Origin of the sequence: Micromonospora arida (genome assembly GCF_042873195.1) — a bacterium.
Classification (GTDB): domain Bacteria; phylum Actinomycetota; class Actinomycetes; order Mycobacteriales; family Micromonosporaceae; genus Micromonospora; species Micromonospora arida.
The window spans coordinates 208,005-234,390 of record NZ_JBIALC010000008.1; the positions used below are offsets into that span (position 1 = coordinate 208,005).

General features: G+C 71.5%; 23 protein-coding genes. 9 read left to right on the top strand and 14 right to left on the bottom strand.

What is annotated here, in order from left to right; genetic code table 11:
* The first annotated feature begins 66 nt into the window (after window positions 1-66).
* Together ACFYP0_RS23605 and ACFYP0_RS23610 are read left to right on the top strand one after the other, a co-directional pair.
* Window positions 67-2,892 carry an ABC transporter permease gene (locus tag ACFYP0_RS23605; RefSeq protein ID WP_356976395.1) on the top strand — a complete coding sequence of 942 codons (2,826 nt, stop codon included), beginning with the start codon at window positions 67-69 and terminating at the stop codon, window positions 2,890-2,892.
* A gap of 5 nt (window positions 2,893-2,897) precedes the next feature.
* Window positions 2,898-3,644, top strand: a complete 747-nt coding sequence (locus tag ACFYP0_RS23610; RefSeq protein WP_356976393.1) for an ABC transporter ATP-binding protein — start codon at window positions 2,898-2,900, stop codon at window positions 3,642-3,644.
* Window positions 3,645-3,662: 18 nt separating this feature from the next.
* On the opposite strand, the gene glmM is transcribed toward ACFYP0_RS23610, so the two are convergent.
* The 9 genes from glmM to ACFYP0_RS23655 all read right to left on the bottom strand — a co-directional run bounded on the left by glmM (window position 3,663) and on the right by ACFYP0_RS23655 (window position 10,240).
* Window positions 3,663-5,018 carry a phosphoglucosamine mutase gene (gene glmM / locus ACFYP0_RS23615; RefSeq protein ID WP_355502051.1) on the bottom strand — a complete coding sequence of 452 codons (1,356 nt, stop codon included), beginning with the start codon at window positions 5,016-5,018 and terminating at the stop codon, window positions 3,663-3,665.
* Window positions 5,019-5,134: 116 nt separating this feature from the next.
* Window positions 5,135-5,608 (bottom strand): 30S ribosomal protein S9, encoded by a 474-nt coding sequence (rpsI, locus tag ACFYP0_RS23620; protein ID WP_112626216.1) that lies wholly within the window; start codon window positions 5,606-5,608, stop codon window positions 5,135-5,137.
* A 20-nt stretch (window positions 5,609-5,628) separates the two neighbouring features.
* A complete protein-coding gene (rplM, locus tag ACFYP0_RS23625) occupies window positions 5,629-6,072 on the bottom strand; it encodes a 50S ribosomal protein L13 (protein ID WP_053653864.1) in 444 nt (147 codons plus the stop codon).
* A 209-nt stretch (window positions 6,073-6,281) separates the two neighbouring features.
* On the bottom strand, window positions 6,282-7,664 hold the full coding sequence (locus tag ACFYP0_RS23630; protein WP_356976390.1) for a nitrate/nitrite transporter: 1,383 nt from the start codon (window positions 7,662-7,664) through the stop codon (window positions 6,282-6,284).
* Between the two features lie 159 nt (window positions 7,665-7,823).
* Window positions 7,824-8,117 carry a hypothetical protein gene (locus ACFYP0_RS23635; protein ID WP_124854247.1) on the bottom strand — a complete coding sequence of 98 codons (294 nt, stop codon included), beginning with the start codon at window positions 8,115-8,117 and terminating at the stop codon, window positions 7,824-7,826.
* Complete coding sequence (locus ACFYP0_RS23640; protein WP_091403518.1) at window positions 8,107-8,364, bottom strand: DUF6364 family protein; 258 nt, start codon at window positions 8,362-8,364, stop codon at window positions 8,107-8,109. The genes ACFYP0_RS23635 and ACFYP0_RS23640 overlap by 11 nt, the downstream gene beginning before the upstream one ends.
* 89 nt (window positions 8,365-8,453) lie before the next feature.
* Entirely contained in the window at window positions 8,454-9,149 is a 696-nt protein-coding gene (locus ACFYP0_RS23645; RefSeq protein ID WP_356976387.1) for a class I SAM-dependent methyltransferase, read from the bottom strand.
* A gap of 132 nt (window positions 9,150-9,281) precedes the next feature.
* On the bottom strand, window positions 9,282-9,482 hold the full coding sequence (locus tag ACFYP0_RS23650; RefSeq protein WP_356976385.1) for a DUF397 domain-containing protein: 201 nt from the start codon (window positions 9,480-9,482) through the stop codon (window positions 9,282-9,284).
* Window positions 9,473-10,240: a DUF5753 domain-containing protein gene (locus tag ACFYP0_RS23655; protein ID WP_356976383.1), complete on the bottom strand. Its 768-nt coding sequence runs from the start codon at window positions 10,238-10,240 to the stop codon at window positions 9,473-9,475. Before ACFYP0_RS23655 ends, ACFYP0_RS23650 begins: the two co-directional genes overlap by 10 nt.
* Window positions 10,241-10,608: 368 nt before the next feature.
* Between ACFYP0_RS23655 and ACFYP0_RS23660 the strand changes: the two genes are divergently transcribed.
* The 6 genes from ACFYP0_RS23660 (at window position 10,609) to ACFYP0_RS23685 (ending at window position 18,933) form a co-directional block, all read left to right on the top strand.
* Complete coding sequence (locus tag ACFYP0_RS23660; protein ID WP_355499165.1) at window positions 10,609-10,833, top strand: hypothetical protein; 225 nt, start codon at window positions 10,609-10,611, stop codon at window positions 10,831-10,833.
* 478 nt (window positions 10,834-11,311) lie between these two features.
* Window positions 11,312-13,531 carry a molybdopterin oxidoreductase family protein gene (locus tag ACFYP0_RS23665; protein ID WP_386997593.1) on the top strand — a complete coding sequence of 740 codons (2,220 nt, stop codon included), beginning with the start codon at window positions 11,312-11,314 and terminating at the stop codon, window positions 13,529-13,531.
* Window positions 13,528-14,967 carry an FAD-dependent oxidoreductase gene (locus ACFYP0_RS23670; protein WP_386997595.1) on the top strand — a complete coding sequence of 480 codons (1,440 nt, stop codon included), beginning with the start codon at window positions 13,528-13,530 and terminating at the stop codon, window positions 14,965-14,967. Before ACFYP0_RS23665 ends, ACFYP0_RS23670 begins: the two co-directional genes overlap by 4 nt.
* On the top strand, window positions 14,964-17,501 hold the full coding sequence (gene nirB, locus ACFYP0_RS23675; RefSeq protein ID WP_386997597.1) for a nitrite reductase large subunit NirB: 2,538 nt from the start codon (window positions 14,964-14,966) through the stop codon (window positions 17,499-17,501). Before ACFYP0_RS23670 ends, nirB begins: the two co-directional genes overlap by 4 nt.
* The gene (nirD, locus tag ACFYP0_RS23680) at window positions 17,498-17,845 is read left to right on the top strand and encodes a nitrite reductase small subunit NirD (RefSeq protein ID WP_386997599.1); all 348 of its coding nucleotides are present in this window, start codon (window positions 17,498-17,500) and stop codon (window positions 17,843-17,845) included. Before nirB ends, nirD begins: the two co-directional genes overlap by 4 nt.
* Window positions 17,845-18,933 (top strand): uroporphyrinogen-III synthase, encoded by a 1,089-nt coding sequence (locus ACFYP0_RS23685; protein WP_124860554.1) that lies wholly within the window; start codon window positions 17,845-17,847, stop codon window positions 18,931-18,933. The genes nirD and ACFYP0_RS23685 overlap by 1 nt, the downstream gene beginning before the upstream one ends.
* Before the next feature lie 96 nt (window positions 18,934-19,029).
* Here ACFYP0_RS23685 and ACFYP0_RS23690 read toward each other — a convergent pair whose 3' ends face one another.
* From ACFYP0_RS23690 to ACFYP0_RS23705, 4 genes are all read right to left on the bottom strand, one after another.
* A complete protein-coding gene (locus ACFYP0_RS23690; RefSeq protein ID WP_030329978.1) occupies window positions 19,030-19,653 on the bottom strand; it encodes a GTP-binding protein in 624 nt (207 codons plus the stop codon).
* Entirely contained in the window at window positions 19,634-19,999 is a 366-nt protein-coding gene (locus tag ACFYP0_RS23695) for a DUF742 domain-containing protein (RefSeq protein ID WP_007465174.1), read from the bottom strand. Before ACFYP0_RS23695 ends, ACFYP0_RS23690 begins: the two co-directional genes overlap by 20 nt.
* Before the next feature lie 89 nt (window positions 20,000-20,088).
* A complete protein-coding gene (locus tag ACFYP0_RS23700) occupies window positions 20,089-20,496 on the bottom strand; it encodes a roadblock/LC7 domain-containing protein (RefSeq protein WP_007465177.1) in 408 nt (135 codons plus the stop codon).
* Window positions 20,493-23,630 (bottom strand): sensor histidine kinase, encoded by a 3,138-nt coding sequence (locus ACFYP0_RS23705; protein WP_386997602.1) that lies wholly within the window; start codon window positions 23,628-23,630, stop codon window positions 20,493-20,495. The genes ACFYP0_RS23700 and ACFYP0_RS23705 overlap by 4 nt, the downstream gene beginning before the upstream one ends.
* A gap of 444 nt (window positions 23,631-24,074) precedes the next feature.
* Between ACFYP0_RS23705 and ACFYP0_RS23710 the strand changes: the two genes are divergently transcribed.
* Window positions 24,075-25,253, top strand: a complete 1,179-nt coding sequence (locus ACFYP0_RS23710; protein WP_124860550.1) for an ABC transporter substrate-binding protein — start codon at window positions 24,075-24,077, stop codon at window positions 25,251-25,253.
* 215 nt (window positions 25,254-25,468) lie between these two features.
* Here the strand turns inward: ACFYP0_RS23710 and ACFYP0_RS23715 are convergent, their stop codons facing one another.
* Entirely contained in the window at window positions 25,469-26,326 is an 858-nt protein-coding gene (locus tag ACFYP0_RS23715; protein ID WP_386997605.1) for an ABC transporter permease, read from the bottom strand.
* Window positions 26,327-26,386: the final 60 nt, after the last annotated feature.

Genomic DNA, 26,386 nt, shown 5'->3' on the forward strand with positions numbered 1-26,386 from the left:
CCGGTACGGGCCTTGCATTGTCACAATGTATCGCGCAGAGTGGGAGTCAGCACACGGGGAGGCGCGATGCTCGGCTTCATCTGGAGACAGCTGCGCGGCCGTGCGGGGCGGTCGGTGGCGCTGCTGGTCGGCGTGCTGGTGGCTACCACCGGCTTCGTGGTCCTGACCGGCGCCACCACCACCTCTCGTCTGGACGTCACCGGCACGGTCGAGCGCAACACCCAGGTCGCCTACGAAATTCTCGTCCGTCCCCAGGGAACCCGCACGCCGCTCGAAGCCGAGCGCGGGCTGATCCGCCCCAACTATCTCTCCGGACTCTTCGGCGGCATCACCTCCCAGCAGTACGAGCAGGTGACCACAGTCCCCGGCGTCGAGGTGGCGGCTCCGATCGCGATGCTCGGCTATTCCACCACCCTGCTACCGACGCCGCTCGACCTCACCGGCGCCGTCGACCGCTCGCTGGACCAGCAGCTCATCCGGGTCGACCCGACCTTCCACGCCGAACGTGGTCTCTCCAGCGCGCCGGGCAAACCCCGGTACGTGTACGTGACCACGAAGCCGTTGATCTACCCCCGGATCGACTGGGAAACCTCCAGTGACGCCGCGCCGTACTCCGATGGGCGGTCCTACCCCTGGTCGGACACCTGTGGGCCGGTCCCCCGCGAGGTACAGCCGGACGGGCGCAGCCTTCCCATCTGCGATCCGGGATACGCGCTGCTGGGCAACCCGGGCACCTACTCCGAGCGCGAGGACTGGTCCCTGCACGCCGTCCAACTGCTGCCCGACGGCCGGTTCCAAGCCGACGCCTACGTCCTCGCGACGGACCGGGACGGCTCCGCCACACCCACCGACCGGCTGGTGATGGCGTACGACCTGACAGTGCCGTTCCTCCTGGCCGCTGTGGACCCGGCGGCCGAGGAACAGCTCGTCGGGCTCGACGACGCCGTGGTCACCGGTCGAGCCATCCGCACGGACGACAAGGTCGCCGTGAACCGCCGGGGCTCGGCGGACAACCACGAGGTCCCGGTCCTCGTCACCAGCCGACCCTTCATCGACGAATCGCTGGCGGCCAGGTTCACCCGGCTCGCGATCAGCCCCGCCGGGGTGGAGGCGATCGACCTGGAGAAGACGTTGAGCCGCCCCGGGGGGACTCCCGCCGGATCCGGTCGGTACGACCTCACCGCCGGGCACCAGGCGATGCTCACCGAGGAACTCTCCATGGCCGGGTGCTGCCACGGCCAACTTCAGCGGGTCGTGCAGTCGGCCGAGGTGCAGTACGACCCGCTACCCGACGGCAGCCTGCGGGCCCGCCAGCAACCGCCCGGCGACCCCGAGGTGTACGGCAAGTTGGAGGTGTTCAACCCGCTGCCCCGACCCTGGCTCGCCGACGACACCGGTTTCCGGTCGATACGGGCGCTGCCGCTACCCGTGGGCGCGCACACCGCCAACCGTTTCTGGCGGGCTGTCGGTGTCTTCGACCCGGGCCGGCTGGCCGGGTTCAGTGACCTCGGCCAACTGCCGCTGGAGACCTACCAGGCGCCGACGGCAGAGGGTGCCGACGACCGCAGCCGGGCAGCGCTGGGCGGTCAACCGCTGGCGCCCAGCGGCAACCCCGCCGGCTATCTCTCCGCGCCGCCGCTGCTGCTCACCAACCTCGGCAGTGTGCCGAAGATCCTGGAGGGTGGCGGCGGGCCACAGGCCAAGGCCCCGATCAGCGCGATCCGGGTACGGGTGGCCGACGTGGGCGGCTACAGCGAGCGGTCGGCCGAGCGGGTCCGACTGGTCGCCGAGCAGATCGCTGCGCGCACCGGTCTGGACGTGGACATCACCCTCGGCTCGTCGGGCGCGCCGCAGACCGTGGAGCTGCCCGCCGGCTCGTTCGGCCGGCCGATGCTGCGGCTCACCGAGAACTGGTCGGCACTCGGCGTGGCCTCGGTCATCACCCAGGCGGTGGACCGTAAGAGCCTGGTGCTCTTCGTGCTGGTGCTGGTGGTCTGCGTGCTCTTCCTCGGCAACGCGGTCAGCGCCGCCGTCCGGGACCGACGCTCCGAACTGGCGGTGCTCTCCTGTCTCGGCTGGCCGGTCCGCCGCATCGCGGCGCTGATCCTGGGCGAGGTCGCCCTGCTCGGGCTCATCGCCGGTCTGCTCTCGCTGACCCTCGCGGTGCCGCTCGGGATGGCGCTCGGCATCGACGTCGACTGGCGGCGGTCGGCCCTGGCCGTACCCGTGGCACTGCTGCTCGCGGTGGCTGCGGGCCTGGTGCCGGCGCTGCGGGCCGCGCGCACCCACCCCGCCGCCGCCCTCCGCCCGATGGTCGCTCCCGCCAGCTGGGTACGCCGGCCGCGCACCCTCTTCGGGTTGGCGCTGGTGAACCTGGCCCGCACCCCCGGGCGCACATTCCTCGGCGCCGGCGCGCTGGCCATCGGGGTGGCCGCGCTGACGCTGGTCACCGCCGCCGCGTGGGCGTTCCGGGGCGCGATCGTCGGCAGCGTGCTCGGCGACGTGGTCTCGCTGAGCGTTCGCGGCGCGGACACCGTTGCCGCTGCGGCCACCGTGCTGCTCGGTGCCGCCGCGGTGGCGGACGTGCTCTACCTGAACATCCGCGACCGGGCCGCCGAGTTGGCCACCCTGCGGGCGATCGGCTGGACCGACGCCGCACTCGGCCGGCTGGTCGGCTACGAGGGGCTGGCGCTGGGGCTCGTCGGTTCGACGGCCGGCGCGGCGGTCGGCCTGGCCAGCGCGGGCTGGCTGATCGGTGCCCTTCCCGGCGCGCTGATCCTGGTGGCCGCACTGGTCGCGCTGGCGGGCACGCTGGTGAGCGCCTTCGCCGCGCTGGTGCCCGCCGCCCTGTTGCCGCGCCTACGACCCGCCCGACTTCTGGCAGAGGAGTAGCAGTCATGAGCGAGCAGATCGGCAGCGCGATCTCGGTCGACCACCTGACCCGACGATTCGGCGCCGGGGCGGACCAGCTGACCGCTGTCGACGACGTGTCCCTGACCGTCGCGGCCGGCTCGGTGGTGGCGTTGACCGGGCCGAGCGGGTCGGGCAAGTCGACGCTGCTGCATCTCATCGGCGCGATTGAGCAGCCCGACGAGGGCACCGTGACCGTCGACGACGTGGTGGTCAGCGACCTGCGTCGGGCCGCGCTGGCCCGCTACCGGCAACGGGTCGGGTTCGTGTTCCAGCGCTACCACCTGCTGCCCGCACTCACCGTGCTGGACAACGTGATCGCGCCGGTCCTCCCCCGCCGGGGCCGGGCCGATCACGCGACCCGAGCCCGCGAGTTGCTCGACGCGGTCGGCCTGGCCGGGCGGGAGCGGGCCCTGCCCGCGCAGCTCTCCGGTGGCCAGCAGCAACGGGTCGCCATCGCCCGCGCCCTGATGGGGGCGCCGGGCCTGCTGCTGGCCGACGAGCCCACCGGCAACCTCGACTCCACCACCGGCGGGCAGATCCTCGACCTGCTGCTCGACCTCCGTGAACGGCACGGCATGACCATCCTGCTCGCCACTCACGAACAGGCCATCGCTGCCCGCTGCGACCGACTGGTCCGACTGACCGACGGACGCGTCACCGAGGACATCGACCTCACCGACGGCGAGGACCCCGCCGACACGTACGAACGGGCGGCCCGACTGCGGTTGTGACGCCGCCCCGAGGTGGTCTCAGGCGACGGGGCTCGCGGTACGGACCAGCTCGGCGATCCGCTCGGCGACCTCACGGGCGGTCGCCTCGGTGGCCGCCTCGACCATCACGCGGACCAGCGGTTCGGTGCCCGACGGGCGCAGCAGCACCCGACCGGTCTCGCCCAGCTCCGCCTCGGCCCGCTCGACCTCGGCGCGGACGGCCGGCGCGGCAGCGCCGACGGTGCGGTCACCCACCGGCACGTTGATCAGCACCTGGGGCAGCTTGGTGACCACCGAGGCCAACTCGGCGAGAGTCTGGCCGGTGGCCGCCATCCGAGCCATCAGGTGCAGGCCGGTGAGCACTCCGTCGCCGGTGGTGGCGTGCGCGGGCATCACGATGTGGCCGCTCTGCTCACCGCCGAGCGCCAGCCCGGAGGCGCGCAGCTCCTCCAGCACGTACCGGTCACCGACCTTGGTCTCGATCAGGCGGATGCCCTGCGCGGACATCGCGAGCCGCAGCCCGAGGTTGCTCATCACGGTGGCCACCAGGGTGTCCTGGGTGAGCGTGCCGGCGTCGCGCATGGCGAGCGCGATGATCGCCATGACCTGGTCGCCGTCCACCTCGTCGCCGTCGGCGGTGACCGCCAGGCAGCGGTCGGCGTCGCCGTCGTGGGCGATGCCCAGGTGGGCGCCGTGCTCGACCACGGCGGCGCGCAGCGCCTCGATGTGGTTGGAGCCACAGTCGTCGTTGATGTTCAGCCCGTCGGGCTCGGCGTGGATGGCGATGACCTCCGCGCCGGCCTCCCGGTAGGCGACGGGGGCGACCTCGGCGGCGGCGCCGTTGGCGCAGTCGACCACGACCTTGATCCCGTCGAGCCGGTGCGGAACGGTGCCCACCAGGTGCTGGACGTAGTGGTCGGCACCGTCGAGCAGGTCGTGCACCCGGCCGACGCCGGCACCGATCGGCCGGTCCCAGGCGGTGGTGGCGTTCGTCTCGACGGCCGCCTCGATCTGCATCTCGATCTCGTCGGGCAACTTGTGCCCGCCGGCGGCGAAGAGCTTGATGCCGTTGTCCGGCATCGGGTTGTGCGACGCGGAGAGCATCACACCCAGGTCGGCCTTGGCCTCCGCGGTGAGGAACGCCACCGCCGGGGTGGGCAGCACGCCGACCCGCACCACGTTGGCACCGGCGCTGGTCAGCCCGGCGACCACGGCGGCCTCCAGCATCTCGCCGCTGGCGCGGGTGTCGCGACCGACGACGGCGAGCGGCGGATGACTGCGGTCCGTCTCGGCGAGTGTGTGCGCGGCGGCCACCGCGAGCGCCAGCGCCAATTCCGGGGTGAGATCCGCGTTTGCCCGCCCGCGTACGCCGTCCGTGCCGAACAACCGACCCATACCCGCCAACCTCCGAAAGAGCACTGCCAGTGAGGAGAAAGCGGAACGGCCGACCCGCCTCCCCCGAGGGGGAGGCGGACCGGCCGTCCGTCAGAAGTACAACGCGCTGGAAAAGATCAGCGCTTCGAGTACTGGGGAGCCTTACGGGCCTTCTTGAGACCGTACTTCTTGCTCTCCTTGACGCGGGCGTCACGGGTGAGGAAGCCGGCCTTCTTCAGGGCCGGGCGGTCGTCCGGCTCGTTGATGATCAGCGCGCGGGCGATGCCCAGCCGGAGCGCACCGGCCTGGCCGGTGGTGCCGCCGCCACGCAGGTTCGCGATGACGTCGAACTGCTCGAGCTTCTCGGCGGTGACCAGCGGGTCCTTGATGAGCTGCTGGTGCACCTTGCTCGGGAAGTAGGCCTCGAGGTCCTGGCCGTTGCAGGTGATCTTGCCGGTGCCCGGGACGATGCGGACCCGGACGATGGCCTCCTTGCGGCGGCCCACGGTCTGGATCGGCCGGTCACCACGAGGCGCGCGGGCAACGGGCGCCGGCGCCTCGGTGGCCTCGGGGGCTTCCGGGGCGACCTCGGTCTCGATGATGTCGGTCATGCTGCTTCCTTCGCCCGCGCTCACTGCGCGATCTGCTTGATCTCGAACGGCACCGGCTGCTGCGCGAGGTGCGGGTGCTCGGCACCGGCGTAGACCTTCAGCTTCTTGATCAGCTGACGGCCGAGCTTGTTGTGCGGGAGCATCCCCTTCACGGCCAGCTCGATGGCCCGCTCGGGACGCTTGGTCAGCAGCTCGTCGTAGCCGATCTGCTTCAGACCACCCGGGTAACCGGAGTGGCGGTAAGCGACCTTGGTCTGGCGCTTGTTGCCGGTCAACGCAACCTTGCCCGCGTTCACGATGACGACAAAGTCGCCCGTGTCGACGTGCGGCGCGAAAGTCGGCTTGTGCTTACCACGCAGCAACGTGGCGGCGTGGGTGGCCAGGCGGCCCAGCACGACATCAGAGGCGTCGATGACGTGCCACTGACGCTCGATCTCACCCGGCTTCGGGCTGTACGTACGCACAGGTCTACCTTGTCTCGTCGTCGGTCTGGGGTCGCGCGCCGAGGTGACCAGATCTAGCAGGCCGGACCAGCGCGCACGAACGACCAAGCGTACCTGATGGGGCACGCCTCTGGATGTCGTACAACAGCAGGCAACGATACCCGGCGCCCCGTCCGCAGGTCAAAACGGGGGTGCGGTCCCGCGCGGCGACGCGCCGAGGGTGGCTCAGCTCACACGTTGGTGAGTCGACCGGCCCTCGGACGGCGGTAGACCACCCAGGTGACCGCGAAGCACAACGCGTACCAGCCGATGAAGGCCAGGTAGGCGGCGTCGGCGTTGCCCGAGCTGAGGAACGACTGGCGGAACGCGATGTTGACCAGCACCCCGCCGAAGGCGCCGACCGCACCCGCGATTCCGATCAACGCGCCGGTCATCCGCCGCGCCCACCGCGCGGCGGCCTCCGGATCACGCTGACCGGTGGCCACCGCGTCCCCCGACCGGGCCCGGAAGATCGCCGGGATCATCTTGTACGTGGAGCCGTTGCCGACGCCGGAGAAGACGAAGAGGGCGAGGAACCCGGCGAGGTAGAGCCCGAACGAGCGCTCCCGCGCCGCGTACAGCACGGTGCTCGCGCCGACCGCCATGGCCACGAAGTTCCAGAAGGTCACCCGCGCCCCGCCCAACCGGTCGGCGAGGTGCCCACCCAGCGGCCGGATCAACGAGCCGACCAGCGGGCCCAGGAACGTCAGCCAGGCGGCGTCGACCGGGGTGGGGAACCGCTCGGCGAACTGGAGCTGGAGCACCTGACCGAAGGCGAAACCGAAGCCGATGAACGAGCCGAAGGTGCCGATGTAGAGCAGCGACATCACCCAGGTGTGCGGATCGCGGGCCGCCTCCCGCAACGCGCCCGGCTCGTTGCGCGCCCCGGGCACGGTGTCCAACCAGCGGGCCGCGGCCAGCGCGGCCAGCACGATCAGCGGCAGGTAGACCGCCGGCACCAACCGGGGGTACGCGGCACCCGCGGTGGCGAGCACGGCCAGGCCGACCAACTGCACGGCGGGTACGCCCAGGTTGCCGCCACCGGCGTTGAGCCCGAGCGCCCGTCCCTTGAGCCGCTGTGGGTAGAACAGGTTGATGTTCGCCATCGAGGAGGCGAAGTTGCCGCCGCCGACCCCGGTGAGGCAGGCGAGCACCATCAGGGTGGTGTAGGACACCCCGGGCTCCAGCAGCACCGTCATCGGGACCGCGGGCACCAGCAACAGCAGTGCGCTGATGATCGTCCAGCGTCGTCCGCCGAAGCGGGCCACCGCCAGCGTGTACGGCAGCCGCAGCACCGCCCCCAGGGCGGCCGGCACGGCGCTGAGCAGGAACTTCCCGGCCGGATCGATGCCGTACGCGGGGCCGAGGAAGAGCACCGTGACCGACCAGAGACTCCACACCGAAAAGCCGACGTGCTCCGCGAAGATCGAGACCCAGAGGTTGCGCCGGGCGATCGGCGCGCCGGTGGCCTGCCAGAAGTCCGGGTCCTCGGGGCGCCAGTCGTGCAGCGGTTGCCGGCGACCGGTGACGGCAGGCGGCTCGGCGGTGACTACGGTGCTGGTGAGCGTGCTCACGGCGGCTCCTCCTCGTCGATGTGACGAGGAGGAACGCTAGGAACACCCGGTTACCTGGCAGTGCCCGTCGCGGGTCGGGCCGGAAACGGGGATCGCACCACGGACCGACGGCGATGGTGAGCACGCCACCGGGGTGGCGCGATCAGAGCTGCCTTGCGGTCAGAGCTGCTGGAGGATGCGCAGCGCGCGGCCGACCCGGAGCATGGTGTCGGTGTCGGCGACGTCCACGCACGCGGTGAACCACTTCTTCATGGGCGAGGAGATCCGGTCGGGCATCACCACGTACCGGCCCATCGACACGGCGAGCGGCGAGTCCCGCAGGAGCGACTCATCAACCACCTCGACCACGATCACGATGGGCACGTCGGTGGAGTTGTAGACGTCCGAGCTGATCACGAGGCCGAGGCGTTCCCGGGCGCCCTCGATGCGCCAGATCTCACCCCTACGCAGCACGCGGCCGTCCGCCGGAGAACAGGTCGTTGACCATGCCCACCTCGCGGGCGTCGGCGAGCGCGGCAGACTCCAGATCCAGGCTGGCGCGGCCCACGGCGGCGGCGTGCGCGGTGAAGACCTCGCGCAGCGCCTTCTCCCGGGCGGCCTGGTCCATCCACGCGGAGAGCGACAACCCTTCGCGCTTGGCGAACCGCCGCGCCTCCTCGATCGTCTCGTCCGTGAACGAGAGAGTCACCTTGGCAGTCATGCCGAGCAGATTACCCACCGGTGTGACCAACAGTCATCCCTGCGCCCGCCGGCTCGCCCCCGGGCGGCGAAAGGCACATTCCGTCGGGCTCACCCGGCCCGACCGCCGAACACCGCGAAGCGCCACTCCTTGAAGTAGCAGTCGACGTCGACCAGGCCCGCCTCGGCGAGCCACCGGCACTGGTCGGCCACCGTGGCCGGGCGGTCGTGGCGCATCCTCTCCCGGGAACCCGCGATCTCGTCGGGGGACGCACCCAGCTCGGTGATCCGCTGCATCCACACCTCGTCGTAGCGCCGGTCCAGCTCCGGGGTCGGGCCGGCGACCTGCTCGGCGTTGACGAACACCCCGCCCGGTGCCAGCGCGGCGGCGGCCCGTCGGTAGAGCGCGCGCTTGCCAGCGTCGTCCAGGTGGTGGATCGCCAGCGCGCTGACCACCGCGTCGTACCGGCCCGGCGGCAACTCGTCGGCCAGGTCGGCTCGGACCGTTCGGTGTGGCACGGACCGCGCGTCCAACTGGTCGGTGGCGCGGGCGAGCATCGCCGGCGCTCCGTCCACCAGGGTCAGCCGGACTCCGGGCACCGCAGCCGACAGCAGCAACGAGAGCAGGCCGGTGCCCGCGCCCAGATCCAACACCTCCGGGGTACGCCCGGCGGCGAGCGCGGCCCGCAACGGCGGCGCGGCCACCTGGACGGCTGTGCCGTAGAAGGCGTCGAAGCACGGGATCAACCGCCTGCGCGCCTCGTCGTACGTGCCGGCCAACGCGTCGAAGACGTCCGTCACGCTCATCGCGGGTTCCCATCTGTTGAAACAAGTTTCCCAGATTATAGGCGCTGCCTCGCGAGGGCGCTGATCCTGGACACACGAAAGAGCCCCGGTTCCTTGATCTCCAAGACACCGGGGCAGTACGTGCTGCGCTGGTTAGCCGACGGGGCCGATGGCCCTGGCCAGGCCGACGAAGCCGGCCCATGCCGTCGGCTCGAAGGTCAGCGTCCCGCCGTCGCGGTCTTTGGTGTCACGGACGAGGACAACGCCGGGGAGGTTGTCAGCGACCTCGACGCACGAGCCTCCGTTGTTTCCGCTCTTCGTGCTCTTACGCCACTGCGCGCCGGTCAGGTCCATGATCCCGCTGCTTTCCTGATCAGGTCGAGGGACTGTTGACGGGAAAGAGCTTCACTTCTGATGCGTTCCCACCTCCGATTGAGCGTAGCAACGTCCGCAGCTCCATTGAGGATCTGCGCCCGCACCTGGCTGTCGATATGTGCGACCTGCTCGCCGTCGGGCAACTCGGCCACGATGAACCCCCCGCCAAGACCCGGATACATCCCGACGTCCTGCGGCACTACGAGCACCTGAACAGCGGGCAGCGCCGCGCACTGTGCAAGGTGGGCGACCTGCTCGCGCATCAATGATCGGTCGCCATACGCCGATTGGTACAGGACCAGTTCGTGGATGACTGCGACGAGAAGGGGTGGACGTTCACGGCGGAGAATGGCCTGTCGGTCGATACGGGAGGCGACCACATCGTCAACCTCGCCAAGCGTCAACGCTTCGCCTGCCAATGTCGCCCGCGCATACGCCTCCGTCTGCAGAAGGCCGGGCACCCAGGTGTGCTCGAACCACCGAATCGCGACGGCCTCGCGTTCCCAGTCGACCCACTCGCGCAGCCATTGCGGCTCGCGCCGTTTGAGGACATCCGGCCAGAGGTCCCCGACGTCCCTCCCGAGGAGCGCGGCCAGCTTTGCGCGCCGACGGGGCTGCGGCACGCGTCCCGGGCTTATCCACCGCGCAGCCGTTTTCGGATCTACCCCCGTCTGAGCTGCCAGGCTCTCGGCTGTCTCGCCAGCTTCGGCCATGGCCACTTGAAGTGCATGATTCATCCTGCCTCCACGATGAACGTCCCGAACGTCCTCGGGAATAGAACTACGTCGTGTACTGATCCCATCGCTCTCGGCAATGTAGCCGGCAGACGGCGCGGCCGGTAGGGATCCGAGACCCGGCGGACGCGTTCGTACCGGGGCCGCCCTTGACCTGTCGAGATCTTGGACAGTTTCCGTTACGTCGTAACGGAAACTGTCCAAGATCTCGACGGTGAGCACCACGGGGCGGCCCCTTCCCACAGTGAGGACCGAGGGAGAGCACCGTGCCGGATGAGCCGCCCGATCGGAGACCCGAGCCGAAGCCCCAATCGCGGAAGCCGCACACGGGTGAGGTCCTGCATCTGACCCGCGCCGCGAGTGTGCAGTTCATGCGCCCGATCCTCGTCAGGGTGATTCGCGTTCTCGACTGGCCGACGTACGACGGGTGGCTGTGGATCGACGGTTACCAACTGGCCGCGAACGGTGATGCGGTCGCGCGCCGGTCCCTGTTCGTGATGCCCGCAGGCCTGATCTGGCCGGACCCGCCCGCCCCGGCGGACCGTCGCTCAACCAAGCACACTCCCGTCAAGCGCGGTCCGGTGAGAGTCGGATGACCCGCCACCCTCGTCCGCACCATCCGATGCGCCCGGCGTGGCTCTGCCGTAACTGCGCTGCTGCCTGGCCGTGTCCGCCGGCTCGGCTTGACCTCGCGACCGAGTTCTACGGCCATTCGATCGCCCTGGCGTTCTATCTGGCAGCGAACATGCAGGACGCGGTCGACGACCTGTACTCCCTGGGCGTTCGTCCCGACCCGAGGGCACTTCACGCCCGGTTCCTGGGCTGGCTGTCTCTGACCCGCCGACCGCACCAACCCGACTTGCCCTGACCGCCCCACGAGGTGACGTGCGCTGCCGCTTTGGAGCTGATGTCGCAAACGAGTCAACCGCCGATGTCGTAAACGATTCAGCTCCATAGGCTCCGACTCCCACCCTCCAACGCGCTCGCTGCCCCTGTGCGGTGTGAGCCCCACTTGACAGGACCGAAACAGAAGGGACCCGGACCGGAAACCGCCCGGCGGCACGCTTTCCCGACATGACAGACGGTGCACGGTCGGCGACTCCACCGGGGCTGACGCCCCGGGAAGTGGCGACGCACTGCCCGTACTGCGCACTTCAGTGCGGGATGACGCTGCGCGCGGACGACGCCGGGGTGACGGTCCACCCGCGCGAGTTCCCCACCAACCGGGGCGGGCTCTGCCAGAAGGGTTGGACCGCCGCCGAACTGCTCGACCACCCGGATCGGCTGACCACTCCCCTGGTGCGCGACCCGGCCACCGGCGAACTGCACCCGACGAGCTGGGACACCGCGCTCGACCGGGTGGTCGCCGGCATCCGCGCCGTCCAGGACGACGCCGGCCGGGACGCGGTCGCCGTCTTCGGCGGTGGTGGCCTGACCAACGAGAAGGCGTACGCGTTAGGAAAGTTCGCCCGGATCGGGCTACGGACCAGGCACATCGACTACAACGGACGGTTCTGCATGTCCTCGGCGGCAGCCGCCGGGATGCGCGCCTTCGGCATCGACCGCGGGCTGCCGTTCCCCCTCGCCGACCTGGGCCGGGCCGACACCCTGCTGCTGGTCGGGGCGAACCCGGCGGAGACCATGCCGCCGCTGGTGCGCTGGCTCACCGAGCAGCGCCGCAACGGCGGAAAACTGATCGTCATCGACCCCCGGGTCACCGCCACCGCCCGCCAGGCCGACCTGCACCTGCAACCACTGCCCGGCACCGACCTCGCGGTCGCCAACGCGCTGCTGCACATCGCCCTCACCGAGGGTTGGGTCGACCGGGACTACGTGGCCGACCGCACCACCGGATTCGACGCGGTCCGCCGAGGCGTCGCCGCCTGGTGGCCGGCCCGCGCGGAACAGCTCTCCGGGGTGCCGGTGGCCGACCTGGAGGCGACCGCCCGAGCGCTGGGCACCGGCGGTCGCGTGATCATCCTGACCGCACGCGGTGCCGAGCAGCACGCCAAGGGGGTGGACACCGTCACCGCGTACGTCAATCTCGCCCTCGCCCTCGGTCTCCCCGGCCGCGACGGTTCGGGGTACGGCTGCCTCACCGGCCAGGGCAACGGCCAGGGCGGGCGGGAACACGGGCAGAAGGCCGACCAACTGCCCGGCTACCGGCGGATCGACGACCCGGCGGCCCGCGAGCACGTGGCCGGGGTCTGGGGCGTGCCGGCCGACGAACTGCCCGGCCCGGGAGTGCCCGCCTACCAACTGCTCGACTCGCTCGGCACCCCGGGTGGCCCGCGCGCGTTGCTGGTGTTCGGGTCGAACCCGGTGGTCTCGGCACCCCGGGCGGCCCGGATCGAGGGCCGGCTGCGCGACCTCGACCTGCTGGTCGTCGCGGACCTCCTGCTCTCCGAGACGGCCGCGCTGGCGGACGTGGTGCTGCCCACCGCGCAGTGGGCCGAGGAGGACGGCACCATGACCAACCTGGAAGGTCGGGTGCTGCGTCGGCGCGCGCTACGGCCGCCCCCGCCGGGCGTCCGGACCGACCTCGCCATCATCTCCGACCTGGCGGCGCGGCTGGCCACCGCCGAGGCGCCCGCCGCCCGAGCGGCCGGTACCGGACCAGCGAACACCGGACCAGCGGACACCGGACCGGCCGGCGCAGACCGTGCCGACGCGCGGCCGGAAGCCGTCGCGGCAGCCCGATTCCCGGCCGACCCGGCCGCCGTCTTCGCCGAGCTGCGCCGCGCCTCCGCCGGTGGGGCCGCCGACTACGCCGGCATCAGCTGGGACCGGATCGACGCCGACGATGGCGTCTACTGGCCCTGCCCGACCGAGGACGGACCGGACACCCCACGACTCTTCGCCGAGGAGTTCGCCACCCCGGACGGCCGGGCCCGCTTCCACCCCGTCGACCATCGACCGGCCGCCGAGGAGGTCTGCGCCACGTACCCGCTGCACTTCACCACGGGTCGGGTGCTGGCGCAGTACCAGTCGGGCACCCAGACCCGACGGGTGGCCGCGCTACGGCGTGCCGCCCCGGAGGCGTTCGTCGAACTGCACCCCGACCTGGCCACCCGGCTGGGCATCGACGACGGCGACCCGGTGCGGGTCACCTCGCGTCGAGGTGAGTTCCGCGCGCCGGCCCGGCTCAGCGCCGGGATCCGACCCGACACCGTCTTCGCCCCGTTCCACTACGCGGGGGCGGAACGCGCCAACTCGGTGACCAACGACGCAGTGGACCCGATCTCCGGGATGCCCGAGTTCAAGATCTGCGCGGTCCGGGTGGAGAAGGCATGACCGCCCGGGTGGTCATCGTCGGCAACGGGATGGCGGGCGCGCGCCTCGCCGGTGAGCTGCACGCCCGGGAGGGAGACCGGAAGGTCACAGTGCTCGGGGCCGAGCCGCACCGCGCGTACAACAGGATCCTGCTCTCCACCCTGCTGGCCGGCCGGATCGACGAACCGGACGTGGAGCTGACCGAAGCCGCCGGGCACGGCGTCGACCTGCGCAGCGGCGTACCGGTGACCGCCGTCGACCGGTCCGCCCGGGAGGTCCGCACCGGCGACGGCGAACGCATCGGGTACGACCACCTGGTGCTCGCCACCGGCGCCCGTGCGGTGGTGCCGCCACTGCCCGGCCTCGACCCGGCGAACCTGCCGGAGCGGGTGGTCCCCTTCCGGACCCTGGACGACTGCCGGCGGATCCTCGCCGCGGCGGACGGCGCCCGCAGCGCGCTGGTGCTCGGCGGCGGGTTGCTCGGTCTGGAGGCCGCCCGAGGGCTGGCCACCCGGGGGCTGGCCACCACCGTCGTGCACCCGAGAGAGCACCTGATGGAACGGCAACTGGACCCGACCGCCGGCGCGGTGCTCGCGGGCACGCTCGCCGGTTTCGGCGTCACCGTCCAACTGGGGGTGTCGGCGACCGGCGTGGCCGCGGACGCCAGCGGTGTCCGCCTCGACCTGGCCGACGGCCGAACGCTGCGCGCCGACCTGCTGGTGCTCTCCTGTGGCGTACGCCCGGACACCGCCCTCGCGCAGGCCGCCGGCCTGACCGTGCGGCGCGGCGTGGTGGTGGACGACCGGCTGCGCACCAGCGACCGGTCCATCTCGGCGATCGGCGACTGCGCCGAGCACGACGGCGTGCTCACCGGGCTGGTCGCGCCCGCCTGGGCCCAGGCGCAGGTGCTCGCGGACGTGCTGACCGGGACGGACCCACTGGCGCGGTACCGGCCCCGGCCGGTGGTGACCCGGCTGAAGGCCGCCGGGATCGACCTTGCCTCGATGGGTGACGCGTCCAGTGGCGGGCCGGACGAAGAGTTGACTTTCGCCGACCCGACCCGGGGCACCTACGCCCGGTTGCGGATCCGGGACGAGCGGCTGATCGGCGCGATCCTGCTCGGCGACAACCCGGCGGTCGGCACGGTGATCCAGCTCTTCGACCGTGGTCAGCCGGTGCCGAGTGACCGACGGGCGCTGCTGCTCGGCCGGGCACTCGGTGCGGTCGGCGCGACCCCGGCCGCCTCACCGGCGCTGATGCCGGACGCGGCCACGGTCTGTCAGTGCAACACGGTGAGCAAGGGCGCACTGGTCAGAAGCTGGCGCTCCGGCGCCCGGACGGTCGATGCGGTGGTGGCCGCGACCCGGGCCGGCACCGGATGCGGCGGATGCCGGGACGCGGTGAGCGGCATCGTCGACTGGCTGAGCCAGGCGGAATCGGTGGAGGTGACGCGATGAGCGGCGGCGAACTGGTCGTCATCGGCAACGGCATGGTCGGGCAGCGTTTCGTGGACGCGCTGCGCGCCCGTGACCCACAGGGCACCTGGCGGGTGACAGTGCTGGCCGAGGAAGGGCGCCCGGCGTACGACCGGGTGCGGCTCTCGGCGTACTTCGACGGGGTCAGTGAGAGCGAACTCAACCTGCACACCCCGCACGACGGGGTGCGGCTGCGACTCGGCGAGCCGGCCACCGCAGTCGACCGGAACCGACAGGTCGTGACCACAGCAGTCGGCGAATACCGCTACGACGCGCTGGTACTCGCCACCGGGTCGTACGCGTTCGTGCCGCCGGTGGCCGGAACGGAGCTGCCCGGGGTCTTCGTCTACCGGACCCTGGACGACCTGGCGGCGATCCGGGCGTACGCGCGGGGCCGGCGGGTCGGCGCGGTGATCGGTGGCGGGCTGCTCGGGCTGGAGGCCGCCAATGCCCTGCGACTGCTCGGCCTGAGCACCGACGTGGTCGAGTTCGCGCCCCGGCTGATGCCGGTGCAGGTGGACCAGGCCGGCGGCGCGATGCTCCGCCGCTACGTCGACGAGTTGGGCGTACGGACCCATCTCGGGGTGGCGACCACAGCGATCCGGCCCGGCCCGGACGGCGGCGTCGCGGCCCTGGAGCTCTCCGACGGCACCGCCCTCGACGCCGAGCTGGTGGTGGTGGCCGCCGGCATCCGGCCCCGGGACCAGTTGGCCCGGGACGCCGGTCTGCCGCTGGGCCCGCGCGGCGGGGTGCTCGTCGACGCGACCTGTCGTACCGCCGACGAGCGGATCTGGGCCGTCGGAGAGTGCGCGGCGGTCGACGGCACCTGCCACGGCCTGGTCGCGCCGGGGTACGCGACGGCCGAGGTGGTGGCCGATCGGCTGGTCGGCGGCGCGGCGACCTTCCCGGGCGCGGACACCGCCACCAAACTCAAGCTGCTCGGCGTCGACGTGGCCTCGTTCGGCGACGCCCACGGCACGACCGAGGGCTGCCTGGACGTCACGTTCACCGACCCGGCCACCCGGGTCTACGCGAAGCTGGTTCTCTCCGACGACGCGCACACCCTGCTCGGCGGGGTGCTGGTCGGTGACGCCAGCGCGTACCCGACGTTGCGGGCCAGTGTGGGCGGCCCGCTGCCGGCCGCGCCGCTGGCGCTGCTCGCCCCCGAGGGCGGCGGCGCGGACGCCGGGGCGCTGCCTGCCGCCGCGCAGGTCTGCTCCTGCAACGCGGTGACCCGGGGCGACGTGGACGCCGCCATCGCCGACGGTTGCGCGGACGTGCCGGCGTTGAAGGCGTGCACCCGGGCCGGCACCAGCTGCGGCTCCTGCGTGCCGATGCTGAAGCAGCTCCTGGACGCGGCCGGGGTGGCACAGTCCAGCGCGCTCTGCGAGCACTTCGACGTCAGCCGGCGGGAGCTGTTCGAGATCGTCCGCGTCCGCGGCATCCGCACCTTCTCCCGGCTGGTCACCGAACACGGTCGGGGCCGCGGCTGCGACATCTGCAAGCCGGTGGTGGCGTCCATCCTCGCCTCGCTGGGCAGCGGGCACGTGCTCGACGGCGAACAGGCGTCGTTGCAGGACACCAACGACCACTTCCTGGCCAACCTGCAACGCGACGGCAGCTACTCGGTGGTGCCCCGGATCCCGGGCGGCGAGATCACCCCGGAGAAGCTAATCGTGATCGGCGAGGTCGCCCGGGACTTCCAGCTCTACACGAAGATCACCGGTGGGCAGCGGATCGACCTGTTCGGGGCGCGGGTGGAGCAGTTGCCGCAGATCTGGCGGCGGCTGGTCGACGCCGGCTTCGAGTCCGGGCACGCGTACGGCAAGGCGCTGCGCACTGTGAAGTCGTGCGTGGGCGAGACCTGGTGCCGGTACGGGGTGCAGGACTCGGTGGGGCTGGCCGTCGCGCTGGAGCTGCGCTATCGCGGGCTGCGCGCTCCACACAAGCTCAAGTCGGCGGTCTCCGGTTGCGCCCGGGAGTGCGCCGAGGCGCGCAGCAAGGACTTCGGCATCATCGCCACCGAGACCGGCTGGAACCTCTACGTCGGCGGCAACGGTGGTTTCCGGCCCCGGCACGCCGACCTGTTCGCCACCGACCTGTCCACGGACGCGCTGATCAGGCTGATCGACAGGTTCCTCATCTACTACATCCGTACCGCCGACCGGCTGCAACGCACCGCCGGCTGGATCGAGTCCATGGACGGCGGCCTGGACCACCTGCGCTCGGTGATTGTGGACGACTCGCTCGGACTCTGCGAAGACCTCGACGCGGCGATGGCCCGGCACGTGTCGTCGTACTCCGACGAGTGGCGCGACGTCCTGGACGACCCGGATCGGCTGCGCCGCTACACCTCCTTCGTCAACGCCCCCGACGTACCGGACCCGTCCATCACCTTCACTCGGGAACGCGGCCAGCCGGTCCCCGTACGCGACCAGTCTCCGACCGGATCCGAGCCGACCAACGGTCACCGTCGGCAACCGGTCACCCTCGGCCTACCGGAGGTACGGCGATGACCCAGACCCTCACGCTGACCTGGACCACCGTCTGCCTGCTCGACCGGTTGGAACCGGATCGGGGTGTCGCCGCCCTGGTCGACGGAGTGCAGATCGCCCTCTTCCGGACCGCTGAGGAGCTGTTCGCGATCGACAACCGCGATCCGGTGTCCGGGGCGTACGTGCTGTCCCGGGGAATCGTCGGCAGCCGTGGCGGAGCGCCGACGGTCGCTTCCCCGCTGCACAAGCAGGTGTACGACCTGCGCAGCGGGCACTGCCTCGACCTGCCCGGGGTGGCCGTGGCCCGACACGACGCACGTTGCCGCGACGGGCTGGTCGAGGTGCGGCTGCGACAGGAGGGTTGATGCGGGAAGAACTGGCGGGCTTCACCATCGGGGTGACCGCCGACCGGCGGCGCGACGAGTTGGCCGCGTTGCTCGAACGACGGGGTGCCCGGGTGGTGCTCGCCCCGGCGCTGCGGATCGTGCCGCTGTCCGACGACACCGAGCTGCGCGAGGCGACCCGCGCCTGCCTCGACCAGCCGCCGGACATCCTGATGGCCAACACCGGCATCGGCATGCGCGGCTGGTTGGAGGCGGCCGAGGGCTGGGGGCTGGCCGAGCCGCTGCGCTCCGTGCTGGCCAGCTCGTACGTGGTGGCGCGCGGCCCGAAGGCACGCGGCGCGATCCGGGCTGCCGGGCTGCACGACCAGTGGTCGCCCGCCTCGGAAAGCTGCGACGAGGTGGTCGACCACCTGCGCCGGCGCGGCGTGGCCGGGCAGGTCATCGCCATGCAGTTGCACGGCGAGCGGCAGCCCGAGTGCACGCTCGCGCTGGAGGCGGCGGGGGCCACGGTCATCGAGGTGCCGGTCTACCGCTGGGCGCCGCCGACCGATCCGGCGCCACTGCACCGGCTGATCGACCTGATCGCCGGTCGGCTGGTGGACGCCGTGACGTTCACCTCGGCGCCGGCGGCCGAGGCGTTGCTGCGGACCGCCGGTGACCGCACCGACGCGGTGCTGTCCGCGTTGCGCAGCGACGTGCTGGCCAGTTGTGTCGGCGCGGTGACCGCCGAGCCGCTGCTGCGGCGCGGGGTGCCCGTGAGCGCGCCCGGCCGGGCCCGGTTGGGCGCACTGGTGCGGACCATCGTCGACGAGCTTCCCCGCCGGACCGTGACGTTCAAGGCCGGCGGGCACCTGCTCACGTTGCGCGGGCACGCCGCGGTGATCGACGGCGAACTGCGGCCACTCGCGCCCGCGCCGATGGCGGTGCTGCGGGCGCTGGCCCAGTCCCCGGGTCGGGTGTTGTCCCGCACGGCGTTGCTGCGGACGCTGCCCCGGGGCGCGGACGAGCACGCCGTGGAGATGGCCGTCGCCCGGCTACGGGCCGGCTTGCGCGCGCCCCGCGTGGTGCAGACCGTGGTGAAGCGCGGCTACCGGCTCCGCGTCGACTAGGGCGTGTGGTCGAAGTCCTCGGTCGAGCCGAGGGCCTCGACACACGCACTGAACGTGTCACGGCCGGCCGTCGCCAGCCGGCCGTGACACGGCGTTTCAGCCGACCGGCGTCGGGAAGCCCCGCCCGTGCTCGGACTGGAGTCGGAGCATGGCGTGCTCGACCACCGTCACCAGCACCTGCTTGACCGAGTCCCGCTGCCGGGCGTCGGTCATCACCAGCGGCACCTGCGGCGAGATGGCCAGCGCCTCGCGGACCTCCTCGGCCTCGTACTGCGGTGCGCCGTCGAACTTGTTCAGCGCCACCACGTACGGCAGGTTGCGGTTCTCGAAGTAGTCCAGTGGGGCGAAGGCATCGGTGATCCGGCGGGTGTCCACCAGCACGGCGGCACCCACCGCCCCCCGGATGATCTCGTCCCACATGAACCAGAACCGAGTCTGACCCGGTGTACCGAAGAGGTACAGGATCAGGTCCTGGGCCATGGTGATCCGGCCGAAGTCCATGGCGACCGTGGTGGTCTCCTTGCCCGGCACCTTGGACGGGTCGTCGATGCCGACACCCGCCGCGGTCATCAACGCCTCGGTGGTCAGCGGTGTGATCTCGGAGATCGCCCCGACCAATGTCGTCTTACCGACGCCGAAGCCGCCCGCGACGACGATCTTCGCGGAGACGATTCCCCGGCCCGGCCGCCCCCCTGCGGGGTCATAGCCTGCGAAGTCCACTTAGCACCCTTCCAAGCAGTTCCATCCGCTCCTCGAACCCCTCGGCGGGAGCAGCAGTGTGTAACGTCAGCAGGCTCTCGGCCACCATGTCGGCGACCAACACCCGTGCGACGCCCAGCGGCATCCGGGTATACGCGGCGATCTCCGCCAGCGACTGTGCTCGGCCCTCACAGACCGTGGCGATGCGGTGCTTGTCGTGCCCGGCGAAGCGGGACTCGGCGACCTGGGTGGGAGACGCGGTCAGGACGGCCTCGAGGGCGATGTCCTGCCGGGGCTCGGTACGACCACGGGTGACCGCGTACGGACGCACCAGCGCGCCACGCGGGTCAGCGCGTCGTTGGTCCATTCCCGATCACCTCCTCGTCCCCTGCGGAGCCGGACTGTGCCGCCTCTCGTCCCTGGTCCGGCGCTCGGGATGAGCGCCGCCTTCCGGTGCTAAGAGCGCACCGCGTCGCGCGGCAGCGGCACCAGCGCGGCACCCACCCGCTCGACCAGCAGTGCCATCTCGTAGCCCACCTGGCCCACGTCGCAGCTGCGCGCGGCCAGCACGGCCATCGAGGAGCCGTCGCTGATCGACATCAGGAAGAGATACCCGCTGTCCATCTCGATGACTGTCTGCAACACCCCGCCCGCGCTGAACATGCGGGCCGCGCCCTCGGTCAGGCTCACCACCCCGGAGGTGATCGCGGCGAGCTGGTCCGCCCGGTCCCCCGGCAGATCCCGGGAGGACGCGAGCAGCAGCCCATCGGCGGACACCGCCACCACGTGGGCGATGCCCGCCACGCTGTCGGCGAAGTTGGTGAGCAGCCAACCCATGTCCTGCATGGCAGCTGGCCTGTTCATCGGCTCTCCTTGGTCGAGGTGCTGTTCAGGTCCGTTCCGGCCGTCCGACCGCGCTGCACACCGCGGTGGTAGGCCGACAGCAGACCACGTACTTCATCCGGGGTTCGCCGGCTGCGGTCCCGGCCGCTCTTCGGCTCGATGCCACCCGGCACGAGCTGTTGCTGCGGCACCCGCTTGGGCAACCCGGAGCGGGTGGTGCCGGCGGGAGCCGGCTCGGCAGCCCGGCTGGCCCGGGACCAGCCCTCGTCCGCCGCCGTACGCCATGCCCCCGGGTCGGGGGCGGGCGCGGCCGGAGCCGTCCGGGCGGCCGGTGGCGGGGCGTACGTCGGCGGTGTCGACGGCCGTGCCCCGAACCCGTCCATGGTGGCGCCGAGGCCGTCGGCGCCCGGGGTGGCCGTCCCGTCGGTGCCGGAGCCGCCCGGGGTACGGGTCGGCAGTTTCGGTCGGGCCGGCGACGCGGCCGGCACCGACCCGGCGCTCGGCTGGCCGCCGTTGCCGGTGCGCAGGCCGCCGTCGGCCGCAGCGGTGGTGATGGGCGCGGGCGGCTCGTCGAAGTTGGGCCGGGTGAAGATCGCCGTGGCGTCGTCGCCGTGCGACCGGAACCAGACCGCCTCCATCTCCCGGAAGATCGGAGCCTCGGCGGGGAAGTCGGGCCGGTTGCTGACCGGTGCGGGGGGCACCGACGGAGCGGCTGGCGGTGCCACCGCGCCCGGCCCGGCGACCGGCCCGACCGGGAGGCCCTGGGCGCCACGCCCGTCAGCGTTGTCCGCTGCGTCCGGGGTGGAGCCACGCCGAGGCAGCGGGTCGACGGCCGGGTAGGCCACTGTCGGGCTGCCCAGCGAAGCGCCCGCACCGTTGCTGTAGGCCGGCCGGGCCGGCGGAAGCGGGGCGGCGGGTGCCGGGGCGGCGGGTGCCGGTGGCATGGTCGAGCGCGGACCGGTGTAGCCACCCGCCTGTACGGCCGGGGTGGTGTCCCGCGAGTCCAGCGGCGACTGCCACTGGGCGGGCGCCGGTGCGCTGGTGCGCCACTGGTCGGGCAGCGTCGCCGCCGTCGTGGCGGCACCGGCGAACTGCTCGGCGTGGCCACCGGCCGGCGTGAGTGGCGCCTGCTCCACGGCCATCGGTTGACGTGGCCGGGTGAGCACCTGCTCGCGGCCCCGGTTGCTGGGCAGCACCACGGTGGCGGCGGGCAACGTCACCTGGGCGACGGTGCCGCCCTCGACGTTGCGGCGCAACTCCACCCGGATGCCGTAGCGGGAGGCGAGCCGACTCACCACGGCCAAACCCATCAGTCGGAACGCGGCGACGTCCACGCTCGGCGGGGCTGCCAGACGCCGGTTGAGAGAGTCGAGCTGGTCGTCGGTGAGGCCGAGCCCGCGGTCCTCGATCTGGATCAGCACGTAGTCGCGGATCCGGCGACCGTCGGCGACCACGGTGGTGTTCGGTGGCGAGAACCGGGTGGCGTTGTCGAGCAGCTCGGCGACGAGGCGTACCACGTCGTTGACAGCGTGCGCGGCCACCGAGATGTCGGTGTCCACAGTGCCGAACTCGATGCGGTTGTAGAGCTCCACCTCGGACTGGGCGGCGCGCAGCACATCCACCACCAGCGCGTTGTCGTGACGCGGTGCGGCGGAGTCGGCGCCGGCCAGGACGAGCAGGTTCTCGTCGTTACGGCGCATTCGGGTGGCCAGGTGGTCCAGTTCGAAGAGCTGCGCGAGCCGCTTCGGGTCCTCCTCGCCGCGCTCGATCGCGTCCAGCTCGCCGATCATCCGGTCGACCAGGGTCTGACTACGGCGGGCCAGGTTGAGGAACATCGCCGAGACGCTCGTCCGCAGTGCCGCCTGCTCGGCGGCGACCCGCACCGCCTCCCGGTGTACGACGTTGAAGGCCAGCGCCACCTGGCCGACCTCGTCGCGGGTGTTGAGCTGGATGGGGTCCCGGACCTGGCGAACGATCTCGTCCACCCCGCCGTCACCCACGCTGCCCATGTTCTGCAGCCGCTGCACGGCGTCGGGCAGGTCGTGGTTGGCCACGGAGAGGGCGCCCTCACGCAGTCGGCGCAACGAGTGGTTGAGCGAGCGGGCCAGCACCACGGCCAGCGACACGGCGATGATCAGGGTCAACAGCACCAGGATCGACTCGACCACGGCCTGCCGGATGACGTCCGAGCGGGCCTGGTCGGCCTGCTGAAACAGTCGGTCCTGCAGTTGAATCTCGGCCCAGCGCATCAGGTCGTTCACGGCGCCGATCGCCGCGGTGGCGTCCTGTGCGGTGACCAGCGGACGCTGCCCGACCGAGCGGGTGATGTCGGTGGCCACCCGGTCGGCCAGGCCGACCGCGTCGCCGGAGACGGTGCTGTCGACCAGGGCGCGCTGCACCGGGTCGGCGGCCAGCGAGAAGGCGACCAGGGCCTCCTGCTGGCCGGTCAACGTTGCCACGAAAGAGGAGAACTGCTCAGAGTCGAGCTGGCCGGCCGTCAGCGCGGTGAAGGCGACGGCCTCTTCCTCCGCGACGGAAGCCTTGGCGCGGGCGAAGGCGGCGACCGCGCGGCGGCTGTCCGCCAGGCTCTCGTCGCCGGGCAGCTGGGCCAGGCCGTCACCGTACGAGACCAGGTCGGTGAGGATGACTCCGTAGCGGAGCACCGCCTCGGCGACCGCCATCTGCCGGCGGTCCAGCACCTCCTGACGGGTGCCGTCCAGGGTGGCCAGGTGGTCGTCGATGGCGGCCAGCCGGGTCCGCAGGGCGGTCGGCACGTCGCCGATCCGGCCCCGCTCGGCGCGGTACTCGTCCACCCGCTGCTGCGTCTGGCGGACCCGCAGGTTGTACGCGTCGGCCGGCTGCTGCGGAGCGGCGAGGTAGGCGGCCGCGGCCATCCGTTCGGCCTGGAGGTCCTGGGTGAGGGCGCTGACGTCGACGGAGAGGGCCGTCAGTGACCGGGCCCGCGTGGCGTCGATCGCGCCCTCGCCGACGGAGATCAGGCGGACCGTGGCCAGCGCGATCACCGCCGCCACCGGGACGACCAGAATCAACGCCAACTTGGACCGGATCCGGGCGTCACGCAGCCTCGGCATCCGTCGGCGCGCAGGCCGACCGCTGTCGCCGAGCGCGGGCAGGGTCGTCGGTCCGGTGCTCACGACATCGCCTCCGTCGTTTCTTCCCCGCCTGAGCCGCCGAGCCATGCCGTAAGCGGAGGGGACCACGCGCGGCACGGCCGCGATTTCATCAGAGATGATCGTGTTTGGGAAGCCGCAGTGAGGTAGGAAACGGTCGGACGGAGCGCATCCCGTGATCCGGGCAACTGATACCTTCATTTCCGCAAGCCCCTGAACAGGGCATGTAACTCCAGAGTGGTCACGCGTGCATGCAAAGTGAGCTTTTGCAAACATTGCGTTACCCCAGCATGTGGGATGGCCGTCCCGAAAATGCTGCCGGGGTCCGCGCTTGACCACAGCGCCGGCCATTGGCAAGGTTTTGCAGGCTTCGCGCACACCGTACGGCAGAGGAGATCCCGTCCTCCACTGAGGACGGATTAGCGGCGGTGACCGGGCAGCGCCCGCGCCCGCACCTGGAGGACTGAGTTGAGCCCCATCCGCTCCGCGACCATCGCGGCGCTCGCATCGGCCGTAGTGGCCACCACGCTCACCGGCTGCCAGTTTGGCGAGGCGGAACAGGACACGAGTCCGATCGTGATCGCTGCCGATCTCGAACTCTCCGGCGCCGCGGCCACGGTTGGCCGGACATACCAGCGAGCCCTCGAACTCAAGGTCGATCAGTTGAACGCCTCCGGAGCACTGAACGGCCGGAAGATCGACCTGAAGGTGAAGGACAACCGTTCCGACTCGGCCGAGTCACTTCGCAACATCGTCGACTTCAGCAGCGATTCGAAGGTCAGCGCCATCATCATGGGCGGCTGCAACGAATGCGCCGTCGGAGCGGTCGGGACCATCAACGAGAAGCGGATTCCCACCATTGCGCTAGCCGCTTCCGGCGCGATCGCCGCGCCTGCCGCTGAACGGCGCTACGTGTTCAAGCTGGGCCCCAACGCCCCGGACAGCGCCGCAGCACTGACCACCGAACTGCGCCGCAACAACGTCCGTAAGGTGGGGATGCTGGTCACCGACGACGACTACGGCCAGGAAGGCGCGACCGCGCTCAAGAGCGAGCTGGACAAGGCCAAAATCACGCTCCGACAGCAGCGGATCAAGACCACCGACACCGACGTCAGCCAGCAGGTCCAGCAGCTCGCGTCGGGCAAGCCCGACGCGATGGTCTTCTGGACCCCGCCGGAGCAGGCGACACTCGCCGCCACCAGCGTCCAGCAGACCACCTTCCGTGGGTCGATCTACTTCGACGCGGGAGCGGCCGGGGACCTCTTCCTCGGCGCGGCGGCCAAGGCGACCGAGAAGGCCACGCTGATCTTCACGCAGACCATGGTGATCGATGACGTGATCGCGACCACGCCGGCCAAGGCGGCGCGGCGGCAGTGGTTCCAGGACTACACGGCCCGCTTCGGTGGGTACAACGGGTCCTCGTCGTTCGCCGCGGACGCCGTCCAGCTGATCGCCGACGCCGAACTGCGCGCCGGTGGTGAGATCGGGAAGGTGGACCGCAACGGCATCCGGGACGTGCTGGAGACGTCCCAGATGGACGGCCTCTCCGGCCCGATCCGCATGACGCCGGACAACCACAGCGGCCTGATGCCGCAGGCGCTCACCACGCTGGTCGCCCGCAATGGTCGCTGGCGGTTGGCGGGGTAACGCTTCTGGGCCTCGTGTAGCTCGCCGGTCCGGCGGGTTCGTCGGGGTGCCGGGTGGGGTGTGGCCGACCGTGCCCGGCTCCGGGCGGTCAGGCTTGATCCCTCCGCCGGGCACGGTCGGCCACACCCTTTGCGCCGGCAGCGTCGATGAAAAGGGCCGGCCTCCATGTGGAGGCCGGCCCTTCACGTTTCTTGTGGTTGATCTCTTTTGTGGGGTTAGCGGCTGCTGGTGGTTTCTCGGACCCAGGGGAGAGCGAACCGCTCGGTCAGCAGGAGGGCCGAGTAGAGCAGGATGCTCACCAGCGCCACCAGCATGATCGCCGCCCAGGCGGTGGCGGCGTCGCCGATGCCGGCGTACTGCGTGATGACGTAGCCGAGGCCGCTCTCGCCGGCCTGGAACTCACCGATCACCGCACCGATCGCGGCCAGTGGCATGGCCACCTTGAGCCCGACGAAGATCTGCGGCAGCGCCGCCGGGAAGCGCACCTTGCGGAACGCCTGCCAGCGGGAGGCGTTCCAGGAACGCACCAGCTCGGCCAGGTCGGCCGGCGTGGTGGTCAACCCGGTCGCGGTGGACAGCACGATCGGGAAGAAGCAGAGCAGGAACACCATGGTCAGGATCGGCTTCTGGCCCCAGCCGAGCGCCACCACCAGCAGCGGACCCAGCGTGATCTTCGGCACGGCGTTCACCGCGACCAGCAGCGGCGTGAACATCCGCTCCACGGTGCGGGAACTGGCCAGCGAGAGCCCGATCAGCACACCGGCGGCCACCGAGAGGGCGAAGCCGGTCAGGATCTCCAGCGTGGTGTCCCAGGTGTGCTCCAGCATCTGGGCCGGCTTGTCGACGAACGCGCTGAACACGTCGCCGGGCGGCGGCAGGGCGAAAGGGTGGACCAGTTCCAGCCGGGCGATCAGCCACCACGCCGCCAGCGCGACCAGGATCCCGACCGCGGGCAGCACGGCGTCGGCCCCGGCCCGAAGACCGGCACCTCGACCCGTGCGTCCCGCTTCGGGGCCAGCACTCGGGGGCGGGGGTTCCGCCACCGCCGGGTCCGCTGACCGGACGTCGGTCATCTCTGTCCTCCTCGAAATCCCACGGCCCGCCGGGGGCCGACGAGCGACGGGGGTACGCCC